12 protein-coding genes are annotated in these 13,315 nt (G+C 50.2%); 7 read left to right on the top strand and 5 right to left on the bottom strand.

Annotated features, from left to right (window positions below):
* Window positions 1–2: 2 nt before the first annotated feature.
* Window positions 3–599, bottom strand: a complete 597-nt coding sequence (locus tag ACQ9LF_RS08070) for an HAD family hydrolase (protein WP_462488878.1) — start codon at window positions 597–599, stop codon at window positions 3–5.
* Window positions 596–1,486: a LysR family transcriptional regulator gene (locus ACQ9LF_RS08065; protein ID WP_462488877.1), complete on the bottom strand. Its 891-nt coding sequence runs from the start codon at window positions 1,484–1,486 to the stop codon at window positions 596–598. Before ACQ9LF_RS08065 ends, ACQ9LF_RS08070 begins: the two co-directional genes overlap by 4 nt.
* A 193-nt stretch (window positions 1,487–1,679) precedes the next feature.
* Between ACQ9LF_RS08065 and gdhA the strand changes: the two genes are divergently transcribed.
* The 7 genes from gdhA to ACQ9LF_RS08030 all read left to right on the top strand — a co-directional run bounded on the left by gdhA (window position 1,680) and on the right by ACQ9LF_RS08030 (window position 9,588).
* On the top strand, window positions 1,680–3,020 hold the full coding sequence (gene gdhA / locus ACQ9LF_RS08060; RefSeq protein ID WP_462488876.1) for an NADP-specific glutamate dehydrogenase: 1,341 nt from the start codon (window positions 1,680–1,682) through the stop codon (window positions 3,018–3,020).
* 124 nt (window positions 3,021–3,144) lie between these two features.
* The gene (locus ACQ9LF_RS08055) at window positions 3,145–5,739 is read left to right on the top strand and encodes a PEP/pyruvate-binding domain-containing protein (protein WP_462488875.1); all 2,595 of its coding nucleotides are present in this window, start codon (window positions 3,145–3,147) and stop codon (window positions 5,737–5,739) included.
* A gap of 83 nt (window positions 5,740–5,822) precedes the next feature.
* Window positions 5,823–6,542: a uracil-DNA glycosylase gene (locus ACQ9LF_RS08050; protein ID WP_462488874.1), complete on the top strand. Its 720-nt coding sequence runs from the start codon at window positions 5,823–5,825 to the stop codon at window positions 6,540–6,542.
* Between the two features lie 93 nt (window positions 6,543–6,635).
* Window positions 6,636–7,313 carry a hypothetical protein gene (locus tag ACQ9LF_RS08045; RefSeq protein ID WP_462488873.1) on the top strand — a complete coding sequence of 226 codons (678 nt, stop codon included), beginning with the start codon at window positions 6,636–6,638 and terminating at the stop codon, window positions 7,311–7,313.
* A 224-nt stretch (window positions 7,314–7,537) separates the two neighbouring features.
* Window positions 7,538–8,188 (top strand): hypothetical protein, encoded by a 651-nt coding sequence (locus ACQ9LF_RS08040; protein WP_462488872.1) that lies wholly within the window; start codon window positions 7,538–7,540, stop codon window positions 8,186–8,188.
* A 63-nt stretch (window positions 8,189–8,251) separates the two neighbouring features.
* Window positions 8,252–8,905, top strand: coding sequence for a PEP-CTERM sorting domain-containing protein (locus tag ACQ9LF_RS08035; RefSeq protein WP_462488871.1), 654 nt, complete (start codon window positions 8,252–8,254; stop codon window positions 8,903–8,905).
* A gap of 74 nt (window positions 8,906–8,979) precedes the next feature.
* Window positions 8,980–9,588 (top strand): PEP-CTERM sorting domain-containing protein, encoded by a 609-nt coding sequence (locus ACQ9LF_RS08030; RefSeq protein WP_462488870.1) that lies wholly within the window; start codon window positions 8,980–8,982, stop codon window positions 9,586–9,588.
* 98 nt (window positions 9,589–9,686) lie between these two features.
* Here ACQ9LF_RS08030 and ACQ9LF_RS08025 read toward each other — a convergent pair whose 3' ends face one another.
* The 3 genes from ACQ9LF_RS08025 to purF are packed head-to-tail and all read right to left on the bottom strand — an operon-like array spanning window position 9,687 to window position 13,254.
* Window positions 9,687–10,736, bottom strand: coding sequence for a hypothetical protein (locus ACQ9LF_RS08025; protein ID WP_462488869.1), 1,050 nt, complete (start codon window positions 10,734–10,736; stop codon window positions 9,687–9,689).
* A 5-nt stretch (window positions 10,737–10,741) separates the two neighbouring features.
* Entirely contained in the window at window positions 10,742–11,818 is a 1,077-nt protein-coding gene (gene purM, locus ACQ9LF_RS08020; protein ID WP_462488868.1) for a phosphoribosylformylglycinamidine cyclo-ligase, read from the bottom strand.
* The gene (gene purF, locus ACQ9LF_RS08015) at window positions 11,818–13,254 is read right to left on the bottom strand and encodes an amidophosphoribosyltransferase (protein ID WP_462488867.1); all 1,437 of its coding nucleotides are present in this window, start codon (window positions 13,252–13,254) and stop codon (window positions 11,818–11,820) included. Before purF ends, purM begins: the two co-directional genes overlap by 1 nt.
* Between the last annotated feature and the right edge of the window lie 61 nt (window positions 13,255–13,315).

Genomic DNA, 13,315 nt, shown 5'->3' with positions numbered 1-13,315 from the left:
TGTTATCCTTGCTTGGTTTCTAACGCATCGATAATTGTAAGAATCTCGTCCAGCCGGTCAATGGTAAAATCCGCCAGGGATGCAAATTGGTCGGCCTGATGATGGGTTCGTATCAGCACCGCTATTGCACCGGCATTTTTGGCACATTCCAGGTCGTGCTTGAAATCTCCGACCACCAGGGTATTGGCAGGGCTGACCCCAAACCGCTGACATAAATGACGCACCCCGAAACCATCCGGTTTCACCGGTCCATCTGTCCGATCCACAATCGCATCAAAATGCAGACCATGCAGCTCCACCACCAGCATGACGTTTTTTCTGACATTTCGGGTTAACAGGCCAATGGGAAGATGGCGCCGACGAAGGCTATCCAGAATCTCCATGGCACCTTCGTTTAGCGTGCTGTGTTGAGCGGCCCGGCTTTCATGCTCCAGGAGAATGGCTTCGGCCCGTTGACGCTGGGCTGGCGTCAACGCGGCAATCCCCTCCAGAACTCCGATGCCGGCAGGCAGACCGATATCCCGACGAATTTGGTCGAAATCCAGGAATGGCTCAGTCAGCGTTCCGTCCAAATCAAAAATGACCGCCTCGATGGTCATACCTCTGCCTCATAATCCTTTCGCATCAGCTCAATCAGATACTGTGCGGCCTTGCTGAGGGTTCGGTCTTTGCGAACGATGATACCGGTAGGGCGGTAAAAGGTTTCATTGACAAATGGAATGGCTTTTAATGACCCGCCAGATAATTCCATACGCAGGGAGGATTTAGGCAAAATGCTGATGCCGGAATTAATTTCCACAGCCCGTTTGATAGTTTCGATGTTATCAAACTCCATAATCACGCGAACCGTGATGCCATAACGGGATAAAATCGAATCAACCAGATTCCGAGTTGGGACATCCGAAGCGAAGGCAATGAATTTTTCTCCCTGAAGACGGTGGATTTCGATTTCTGTTTCACTGGCAAGCGGATGGTCGGGTGAGCACACCATCAGGAGGGGTTCATTCTCAAATGGGAAGTTCTGGATATTGCGGTCTCTGCGAGGCAGGGCTACGACACCAATATCGATACTCCCCCGGAGCAGTTTTTCATAAATGTCCTTGGCATTGTCATATTCAATGGATAAATTGACATCCGGATAAATAGCCATAAACTTTTTGATATAAGGCTGAAGCGTGTGCATTCCAATGCTGAAAATTGCGGCCAGATGGATCGAACAGGTCGTCTGATTCAACTGGGCCAATTCGTTGCTCAACCGATTATACCGCTCCAGAATGTCTTTACAGGCACGATAGAACAGCTCCCCCGAGGTTGTCAATTCGACAGGTCGTTTTTTGCGGTCAAAGAGCTGGATTTTGTGGTCCATTTCAATCTGGGCAATTTGTTGTGACACCGCAGACTGACTGATACCGTGCAGCTCGGCAGCTCGAGAAAAGTTCTTTAATTCCACTAAATCACAGAATAATTTAGCCGTTTCCAGGTTCATTAATATATCTTATGGTAAGTATTACAGGAGTTTATTTGCGTTATTCATAGAATCTATTATAAGTAGAATTTATAATTTGTAAAGTATTTGTTCCGGTTCGTTGGTGATGATTTGTGGCCTTCGCGAGGGGGCACAAATGGTGAAATAAAAAACGCAAAGAACCCAAAAAAGCATTGTCGAAAGGAAACCAAACATGTCCAAACAGTACGTCAACAGTATCATGGAGCAGGTGATTTCCCGGAACCCGGGAGAAGTCGAGTTCCATCAGGCTGTTCGGGAGGTCGCAGAAACCATTCAGCCGGTGATTGACAAGAATCCTGAATTTGCCAAAGCCAAAATCCTGGAACGCATTGTCGAGCCGGAACGGCAGATTATGTTCCGTGTTCCCTGGGTGGATGACAAAGGTCAGGTTCAGATCAATCGCGGCTTCCGTGTTCAGTTCAACAGTGCCATTGGGCCTTATAAGGGCGGCATTCGTTTTCATCCTTCGGTCTATTTGGGCATTATTAAATTTCTCGGTTTCGAGCAGATTTTCAAAAATGCGCTGACCACCACCCCCATTGGCGGCGGCAAGGGCGGCAGCGATTTTGATCCCAAAGGCAAATCCGACAATGAAGTCATGCGGTTCTGTCAGGCGTTTATGAGCGAATTGTTCCGTCATATCGGGGCGGATACCGATGTTCCGGCCGGGGATATCGGCGTCGGCGGCAGAGAAGTCGGTTATATGTTCGGCCAGTACAAAAAACTGGCTAATGTCTTCACCGGCGTGCTGACCGGCAAAGGCCTGGATTTTGGCGGCTCCCTGGTCCGCACCGAAGCCACCGGTTACGGCCTGGTGTATTTTGTCACCCGCATGCTTCAGGATCGCGGGACTGACTGGAAGGGCAAACGCGTGGTCATTTCCGGTTCAGGCAATGTGGCGATCTATGCCCATCAGAAGGCCACTGAAATGGGTGCCAAAGTCATTGCGATGTCTGACAGCAATGGTTATATCGTGGATGAAGCCGGCGTCGATCTGCAGTTGATCAAACGCATTAAAGAAGTCGAACGCGGTCGCATCAAACAGTATGCCGACGAACGCAAAGGGGCCCAGTATTTTGACAACTGGCATGGCATCTGGACGGTGCCGTGTGATATCGCATTGCCGTCGGCGACTCAGAACGAACTGGATGAAGCCGGCGCCAAGGCCCTGGTCAAGAATAAATGCATCGCTGTCGGCGAAGGTGCCAATATGCCCTCGACCCCCGAAGCGATTGAAGTGTTCCTCGATAACGGCGTGTCCTTCGGCCCGGCCAAAGCGGCCAATGCCGGCGGGGTGGCTACCAGTGCTCTGGAAATGTGCCAGAACTCCATGCGGCTGAGCTGGACCTTTGACGAAGTTGACTCTCGCCTGAAAATGATCATGAACGCCATCTATGATCAGTGCGTCAAGGCCTCCGAGGCCTATGGTGCCAAGGGCAACCTCGTCGCTGGTGCGAATATTGCCGGCTTCCTGAAAGTGGCCAAGGCCATGATGGCTCAGGGAGTGGTCTAAGCAGCCCGCCGGACATCACAAATGTGTTGAAATGTTCAGGAATCCCCTTGCTGTATGGCAAGGGGATTCTTTATTATATGCTGCAGAACAGAATCAATGATATAATCCTTGCGGGGACTTTACGATGGACCGATTTCCATATCCCAGTTCCGGATTAAACCATCTGGATGAAATGCTGGGCCGGTTTCAGTACGGCGATAACGTTGTCTGGCAGGTTGACGACCTCTTCCAGTACAAGCAGCTTGTCATTCCCTATGTACAGCGGGCTATTCGGGAACACCGCAAAATGATTTATGTGCGGTTTGCCCAGCACCAGCCGCTTCTGGAACCGCAACCTGGCCTGACGATCATTGAGCTGGATGCCGATACCGGATTTGAGACGTTTTCCACCCAGGTTCATACGATCATTTCCCAGCAGGGCAAAGGGGCCTTTTATGTGTTTGACAGTCTGTCGGATTTGCTGACGTCCTGGGCGACGGATTTGATGGTGGGCAATTTTTTTATGGTGACCTGTCCGTATCTGTACGAACTGGACACGATTGCCTATTTTGCCCTATTGCGGAATCATCATTCGTATCAGACCGTCGCACGCATTCGCGGCACGACCCAATTGCTGCTGGATGTGTATCATATTGAAGGCACGGTCTATATTCATCCGCTGAAGGTCTGGAATCGTTATTCACCGACGATGTTTTTGCCTCATCGTGACGAGCAGGATCGCATGACGCCGGTGACCAACAGTGTCGATGCAGCCCGCCTGTTTTCCTATATCTCCGACCAGGCCCGGGCTGCAACCCGCCGCAAGCTGGATTACTGGGATCAACTGTTTCTGCAGGCCGAGGAAATGCTCAATGACCCGACCATGCAGACTCAGCAGGAACAGGCCGTCGATAAACTGTGCCGGATTATGATGTGCCGTGAAGAGCGGATGCTTGCCCTGGTGAAACGTTATTTTTCGCTGCGGGATTTGCTGGATATCAAAGCCCGGCTGATCGGCACGGGCTATATCGGCGGCAAGGCTGTCGGCATGCTTCTGGCTCGTAAGATTCTGATGCAGGATACAACGTTTGACTGGCGCCAGCGGCTCGAAAAACATGATTCATTCTATATCGGTTCGGATATTTTTCATTCCTATATTGTGCAGAATGGTCTCTGGAAACTCCGGATGGAGCAGAAAACGCCGGAGGGCTATTTTTCGAAGGCCGAACCGCTGGCCCAGGGATTGCGCAAGGGCAAATTTTCCAGTGAACTCCGTGAACAGTTTCAGGAAATGATTGAGTATTTCGGCCAGTCCCCGATTATCATTCGTTCCAGCAGCCTTCTGGAAGACAGTTTTGGCAATGCATTTGCCGGAAAATATGAAAGCCTGTTTCTGGTCAATCAGGGCGACCCGGAAGATCGTTATGAGCAGTTTGAAAATGCGGTGCGGACGATTTATGCCAGCACCATGAGCGAAGATGCTCTAACCTATCGTCTGCAGCGGGGGCTGGACCAGATGGATGAACAGATGGCATTGCTGGTTCAGCGTGTTTCGGGTACCCATCACGGCCCGTATTTCTTTCCGGATATGGCCGGCGTTGGGGTTTCGTATAATACGTTCGTATGGAATAAAGACCTGAATCCGGCAGCCGGAATGCTGCGGATTGTCGTCGGGCTGGGCACGCGTGCTGTGGATCGGCCGGATGATGATTACCCCCGGCTGGTGGCGATGGATTATCCGCTGCTGCGTCCGCAGTCGTGTATGGATAATATTCGTCAGTTTTCCCAGCGTTTTATGGATGTTCTGAATATCCCGCAGAATACCCTCGAGCCGATTTCCATCAACCGCTATCTGGCCGAAAAGCCCGACTGGAATGTGGATCTGTTTGCCGTCGAAGATGAAGAAGCCGCCCGACGTATGAAACAGCTTGATATGGAAGGGACGCCGTCGTGGATTATGACGTTTGACCGGCTGTTGACCGAGACGGATTTTGTTCCCCTGATGCGTCGGCTGATGGATACCCTCCAGCGGATATATGATTACCCTGTGGATATTGAGTTTACCTACAACCAGGCGACGGGTCGTCCGGGGCAGTTGAATCTGCTGCAATGCCGTCCCCTGCAAACCCGCGGATTCGGGGCCAGGGTTCAGATTCCCGACTCGCTGCCTGCCGAGCAGATTTTGTTCCAGAGTCAGGGCGGCTTTATGGGGGGCTGTATCGCCCAGCCGATTGACCGAATTATCCTGGTTGACCCGTCGGCATATATTCAGCTTTCCCAGCAGGAAAAATACGATGTTGCCCGCCTGGTGGGCAAACTCAACCGGCAGATTTGCAATCGCGACAAAGATACGACCCTTTTGATGGGACCGGGACGGTGGGGGACCTCGACGCCATCGCTGGGAGTGCCGGTCCGATTCTCCGAAATCAGCCAGATTTCGGTTTTGTGCGAAATCTCTTACCCCGGCGGCAATCTGATGCCGGAACTGTCCTACGGCAGTCATTTCTTCCAGGACCTTGTGGAAGAGGATATTTTCTATATCGCTCTGTTCTGTGAGAAGCCCGATGTCGTGCTGCACAAACACCTTCTGCAAGGACGTGAAAACCTGCTGCGGGAATTGTTCCCCGATGCCCAAAAGTATCAGCATGTGGTGTATGTCTATGATATGCGTCATCAGAATCTCATGCTGATGGCAGATGTTTTAAGTCAGAAGCTTGTATGTTTCTTCAAAACCGCGTAAACTACGCCGACATATTGAATCCGTGGTCCGGAATTGTGACTACGATAGAGGAACAAGTCAGCGGGATTTGACCAGAAATGAATGTGGACCCAAAAAAAATAGCCGGCCAGTTGATCGAAATGGAACAATTTTTTACCGGGGATTTTGCCTTGAAAACAAAGAAAAAAGCAGATGTCACAGCTCCAGTTCAGGCATCTGCAACACAGACGGATGCCCAAACAGTGCTGGATGCGATTGCAAAACAGGTACGGGCCTGTCGAAAATGTGAGATTGGTTCTACCCGGCTCAATGCCGTCCCCGGCGACGGAAATCCGACTGCACGGCTGGTTTTTGTGGGTGAAGCTCCGGGTGCCGACGAAGACCAGCAGGGCCTGCCGTTTGTCGGCAGGGCGGGGCAATTGCTGGAAAAAATGATTAATGCCATGGGCCTGCAGCGGCGGGATGTCTTTATCTGTAATACACTTAAATGTCGTCCTCCGGAAAACCGCGATCCTAAACCCGATGAAATTTACAACTGTATGCCGTATTTGAAAAAGCAACTGGAGGCCATTCGTCCGGAAATTATTGTTGCCCTCGGTGCCCATGCTGCCAGAACGCTTTTGGATACAGACAGACCGATTGGTCAATTACGCGGCCAGTTTCATGAATACGTTTTTTCAGATGAACTCCCACCGGCGAAGCTGATGCCGACCTACCACCCCGCGTACCTCTTGCGAAACTATACCCCCGATAACCGCAAACGTGTGTGGGATGATCTGCAGAAGGTGATGGCCGAACTGGGACTTTCAAAAGAAAAAACATAAAATTATCTTGACTAAATTCACAGTTTTGGAATATAAAAAATGCAAATGGGTTGAATAAGCAGAAAAAACAACATTAAATTGGAGGGTAACGAAATGAATACCAAGTGGGTCGGAATTGTGTTGTTAGGGGGGATAGTCTCAACTCTTTCTCTCGCCGCAAGAACAGTAACTCCTTCCTATCTTAACGGCAATGTCGTGGGTTTCGAGGGCTATACCCAATGGAGTTTAGGCACACCCGGCAGTACCTGGCAGGATTGGACTAACCTGGAAGAAGGCTTTCTAGAGCTATCAAATTATTATAACCCCTATGTGGAAAAGAATCTTATCGCGTATATCACTGATTTTGGCGGATTGGGAGTAAACATCTCTGTACCGAATGTGGTATCTTCGCAAAAAACAATCTGGTTTGAGGTAGTATATCAAGGCAGCATCCAATATTCGATTGATGATATTGATAATCTTGATAACGATCCAGAAGATGTTTTGCTTTCGACTGGTTTAGATACAAACGATAATCCAATAACAGATGGGGTAGAGCTATTTTACGAAGATATTCTCAATTCCACATCCGGGTGGAAGGTGATGACCTTGGGGTGGACAGTCAAACCGAGTCCTTCAATGGAATGGTTCACATTTTACCTTCTTGGTGACACGATTGCCATTCAATCAATTTCTATAGATACTCTCTCCCATGTTGTCCCCGCCCCTGGTGCGGTGGTTTTGGCGGGCTTGGGAGCAGCGATTGCTGGATATTTCCGCCGGAAATATTAATCAAATATTAAAAATTGATAACAAATTTTTATAGTTCCTTAATAATCGACGTTATTGCTCTAATAATATGGATTTTGTATCCGTATTTTCACCTAATTTCTTGCGAATAAGACTTTTAGGTTGACTCGGTCGATGGATTTTTATATACTCATACTGTGCTGGGGTCTAAGGAGAGCCAGTATATAAATTGGGGAAAAAACAGAATTATATTTGTGAGGTGAGATATGGAGAAAACTCTTGCAAGAGCAGCAATTGCCGTTGTGTGTTTGTGTGCAATTGCTCAAGCGGCGCCGACTTACATCGATGACGGTTTGATGGCGTGGGAACGCGGGGCCGCCGGTAGTACCTGGCAGGAATGGGATTTTTCAGATATTACAAATCCTTATGCCCCCGAAAACTATTACAATCCTTATGGTGAACCGACTGCAGATTTTACAGGAACTAAAATTGAATGGAAGAGTGGGCAGTGGGTGGGGAATCAGTTATTTTCATCGATATTTGTGCCCAACAACCCAGAGCAGAACGCCATCAAAACCATTTGGTTTGAAATGGTGTACAAGTCTGATCAGCAGATTACGCCCGCAGTGTCTGTATTCGAAGACGGCCAGAACGAAAATTATGTTGTCACGAACATTTATTCCAAGGTAACTGACCTGGCCGATGAATGGAAAGTGATGACCGTTGGATGGACCATCAAACCCAATCCGGCCCAGGAATGGTTTACCTTTACGCTGGCGGAAAAATCCGCAAGTGAGTTGTTTGTGGATTATATTTCGATTGACACCCTGTGTGCGGTTCCGGCGCCGGGGGCGATTCTGCTAACGGGACTGGGTGTCAGCGTGGTGGGTATTCTTCGCAGACGGTTTGGTTCCTGAGTTTACAAAAGGAAGTGTTCTGATGCGAATTCATTATTCAACGAGTCAATGGAGGAAAAAGTGATGAGAACGAGTGTATTGGTTCTGGTGGCGGTGGGGGTTTTTTCGTCGATTTGCAATGCCTTACCGTCTTATATTGAACAAGGGCAGATGACTTGGCAGCGGGGAGATGCAGGGAGCACCTGGCAGGATTGGACATTTGACAATGGCAAAAATCCCTCTGTGCCAGACAATTATTACAATCCTTATGGCAATCCGAATGATCCGACCATGTTCGGGCCGGTGATCAACTTTACGGGTGAAGACGGCAGTGTTCCATTTCAATGGAAAAACGGTGTCTGGATGGGAGATCCTCTGATGGCCCTGATTCAGATACCCAACACGCAGGATCCCAATCCCGTCAAGTATGTCTGGTTTGAAATCAAGTATAAAATGGTTGATATGCTGATGCCGGACGTTTCTCCGGCCGGAGGCAACTACCAGATTGAACGGACTTATCTGAATGATACTTTGACCGCCGATGGCTGGCATGTCATGACGATTGGCTGGACGATCAAACCCAATCCGAATATGGAATGGTTCTCATTTGGTCTGTGGGGAACTGGCGGTTTCCTGGATTCTGTATCGATTGACACTTTGTGTACCATTCCAGAGCCGGCGACAATGCTGATTGTGGGGCTGGGTGCGGTTGGGCTGTTCAGAAAACGCATGAAATAGAATGACACGTGCTATCGATGAGCAGAGTAATGGATGGACTATTTATTAACCTGGGGACGTGGAGGTAAGGAACGATGAAACGTTTTGCTTTACTGGCAATATGCTGTTTTTCGATTATGGCCTGGAGTACTGCAAGTGCATCTGTGGTCACCTGGTCTGTGGGCGATCCGGGAACAACCTATCAGATGTGGGATTTCAATACCAACCTGAATCCTGCTGCCCCGGAAATCGATCAAAATCCATTCGGTGATGCTGTTGCAAAGATTTCCAATGGGATGAATCCTGATTTTGTCTGGGCCAATGGCGTCTGGTCCGGCACCAAGTTCAGTCTGGCCGTTGATATTCCCAATCAGCCGATTGCTAATCCATACAAAGAAGTGCTTGTGGAGCTGGTTTACAAAGGGACTATTGTTCTGGATTGGGTGATGAATGCTCAATGGGATTATTTTACGAATACCTATTCGGAAGATATTGACCTGGGCAATGGCTGGACCAAGCGTGTAGACGTATGGCGGATTGAGCCGAATCCCAATTGGGAACGGATTTGTTATGGATTCAATCCGGAAGTGACCGGGGCTCCGGCTGCAGTTGATTCGATCGCGGTCAGTACGATTTGTGTTCCGGAACCGATGACGCTGGGATTGCTGGGGCTTGGTTTTGCGGCTCTGCGGAGAAAAAAATAGCAGAATCACCGGCATTCCATTTGAGAGCGACTCATCTGCCCGTTCGATGTACCAATCGCACGGGCAGTTTTTTTGAAATCGGGTGCTATCTGATTTGCCTAAAATAGCGAATCGACCAGCGTCGGCGAGGTCATCACGATATCATAGGTGCACAGGCCGAACAGGATGATCCATCGCAGCCAGGTTAATCGGATACTCTTGCTGGCAAGTCCCCAAATGATCCCGACTGCGGCGGCGGCTGCCAAAAATAACAAGGCGGCATGACTATAGGGGGCCGGCTCAGACAGAGAGCGGCTTAACGCGAAATTGATTGCTGACAGGATCAGAGCGGCCAAAGCACATAATCCAATCCAGAATCGGTCCGCTTTTCCCGCCCAGGCCATCGCCTGAATGCCAAGCCCCGCCATGACGGATAAAAACAAGGCCGGAAAGCTCAGCCAGATGATGGGCGTTACATCCAAAATCGGCCCCAAAAGACTCAATATTACCCCCACCAGAACCGGCAGCAGGAGTGTTTCTCGTCCGGACACGGCAAACACCAAAAGCCCCATCAGGATCATTATTAACGGCACATGATAAAAGCCGATCGCCAGAGGGTGCGAGGCGAAGGTCATTGGGCAAATCAGTCCCCATAGATCGCTGATTTCCAGTATCCGATATTTTGGCATGAGAAACAGCGGACCCGCCCAGTGATGTGAGGCGATCCAGAACAAGCCTGCAATCGCCGCAAACGGCATGAGAGTCAACAAAGTGGAAACCGCTGTTTTGGCGACCCCGCCGGAATGTCCCGAATGATAATACACCGCGGGACATAAAAGCCAGGGGACCATGGCATAACAAAGCCCGGCTGTATAGTGATATTTGATAAAGCTCAGTCCCAGTGCCCCAAAACCATAAATCACACCTGCCAGGAGCGATGCGTCAAACGCACTGATCCATCGACGCGTTACCACATAACAGCCCATGGATGCCAGGATGGTATTGAGCGGCAGTAAAATCTTTTTAGGGCCGATCCCGAGCTGAAACCAGTGCGGCTGAAAAAGATAGGCTGCCAATCCCATTACCAGTATGCCCGCCGCGACTGGCTGGAGAACCCTCAATAAATCTCTGTTGCCCGGTTTGGTCACAGCAGATGTCGTTTTTTTCATGGGGTTTATTTCAGAATGACTTTTTTATGGCCGGCAGTAATCACGCCGATTTTATATACGGTTTCACCGCTTTTTTCGAGTTTTTCCTTGACTGAGTCGGCAAAATCCGGTGCTACGATCAGCACATACCCGATTCCCATATTGAATACCCGATACATTTCTGCATCATCAATGGGACCAAGTTTTTGCAGGACATTAAAAATCGGGTGCACGGGCCAGGCATTCTTTTTGAGTACGGCGTCGCAATCATCCGGCAACACGCGCGGGATATTGCCGACCAGCCCGCCGCCGGTGATATGGGCCATGCCGTGCACGACCTGCTTGCGTTTGTAGGAATTTAAAAGGCCGACGACCGAACGTACATAGATCCGGGTCGGTTCCAGCAGCACCTCACCCAGCGGGATGTCCCCCAGTTCTGCCAGCCGGTCGGAGGTCTTGAGCTTGTGGTCTTTAAAGAGCACATGTCGGACCAGCGTGTAGCCGTTGCTGTGTAGGCCGCTGGATGCCAGTCCCAGCACCACATCGCCTTTCTGGACCGTTTTACCAGTGATAATCCGATGCCGTTCCACGACACCGACGGCAAATCCGGCAAGGTCATATTCGCCGGGGCGAGTATAAATATCCGGCATTTCGGCGGTTTCGCCGCCAATCAGGGCGCAGTCGGCGATTCGGCAGCCTTTGGCGATGCTTTCCACGATTGCCGCCATGACCTCCGGATCCAGTTTGTTGATTCCCACATAATCCAGAAAAAACAGCGGCTCGGCTCCCTGAACCAGCATGTCATTGACATTCATGGCTACCAGGTCCTGGCCAATGGTTTCGTAGCGATTCATTTCCTGTGCGATCAGGACTTTGGTTCCCACGCCGTCGGTGCAGGCGACCAGCACGGGATTTTTATAATTGCGTTTAAACAATTTCTCGTCGTAGTCCAGACGGAACAATCCCGCAAAGCCGTTTTCCAGCCCAATCACACGAGGCCCATGGGTGGATGCCACCGAGCGACTGATGCGTTCAACCATAATATCATTCGCGTCGATACTGACGCCCGCCTGTTCATAGGAGATTGTTTTTTTCTTAGCCATTAGAGTTCAACATCATCAAATAATTGCATTTGGTGTCGTTCCATGGAAAATTTATTCACCACGGCAGTAACGGGAATCCGGTATTGACCGCTCCAGCAGGCGGTACAGTAATGATTGGCCGGTAAAGAGACGCATTCCAGCAGTCCTTTGAGTGAAATGTAGCCCAGTGTATCCACCCCCAGATAGTCCCGAATTTCATCCAGCGTTCGCTGGTTGGCGACCAGCTCTTCTCGTGTGGGGAAGTCCACCCCGTAAAAGCATGGGTGCTTGACGGGCGGACAGGCGACGCGCATATGTACTTCTTTGGCACCGGCGTCCCGCAGGGACTTGATTTTGCCTTTGGTGGTGGTGCCGCGAACGATTGAATCATCAATGACAATCACGCGTTTATTGCGAACCGCTTCTCGGACCACCTGCAATTTCAGCTTGACCCCCAGGTCCCGCAAATTCTGGGACGGAGAAATAAAGGTCCTGCCAACATAGTGGCTGCGGACAAAGCCCATCTCAAACGGAATGCCGCTTTCCTGTGAATATCCCACTGCGGCCGAGGTCCCCGAATCGGGGACGGGAACGACGATATCCGCCTCGACCGGATGTTCCTGGGCCAGACGCCTGCCGCAGCGTTTGCGGACCTCGTGAACATTCTCGCCAAAGATGGTGCTGCTTTGCTTGGCGAAATAGACATGCTCAAAAATACAATGGGCGGGCGTGGTGGAGCCGGGAGTGACGAAGAATCGGCTGGAGATCCCGTTTTTATCCAGGGTGACAATTTCACCCGGTTCGATATCCCGAATATACTCTGCATCGATGGTATCAAAGGCACATGTCTCGCTGGCGACGCAGTAGGCACCGTTTTTGGTTCTGCCCAGAGCCAGGGGGCGAATCCCATACGGATCACGAGCTGCTTCGATGCGGTCGGAAAATAAAAACAGAATGGAATAAGCCCCTTGTAAATGGTTCAGCACATGCCCCAGCGGGTCCGGCTTGCAGACATGGGTGGGTTTGGCCAGCAGATGGATAATGATTTCGGTGTCGTTAGAGGCCTTGAAAATCGAGCCGTAGGCTTCGTATTCATCTCGGAGCATCGAAGCATTAATAATGTTGCCATTATGAGCCACGGCGACCTGGCCTCGCGAGTATTCTCCCATAATCGGCTGGGCATTACAGGGATTCGTCGAGCCTGAGGTGGAGTACCGTACATGGCCGATGGCGATGGGATTATCCAGCCGTTCGAGAATTCCCCTCCCTGAACGAAAAACCCGGCTGACCTGTCCCATCCCGGTGAAACAGCCGATAAATTCCCCATTGCTGGAAGCAATGCCGGCTGATTCCTGACCGCGATGTTGAAGGCTGTGAAGCCCGAAATAGGTTTTTTGTACCGCTTCGGGATCTCCGAAAATGCCGAAAATCCCGCATTCTTCCCGTTTGTCGTACATATCTTTATCTATTCTCAGAAATTATCAGGTGAATACATGGTAAATCCGCTTTTCTCTGTTA

The organism is Anaeroglomus insulsum (assembly GCF_050689095.1).
GTDB classification, from domain to species: Bacteria; Planctomycetota; Phycisphaerae; order Sedimentisphaerales; family Anaerohalosphaeraceae; genus Anaeroglomus; species Anaeroglomus insulsum.
Note: the sequence above shows the minus strand (reverse complement) of the source record. Positions and strands in the feature narration are given on the sequence as shown.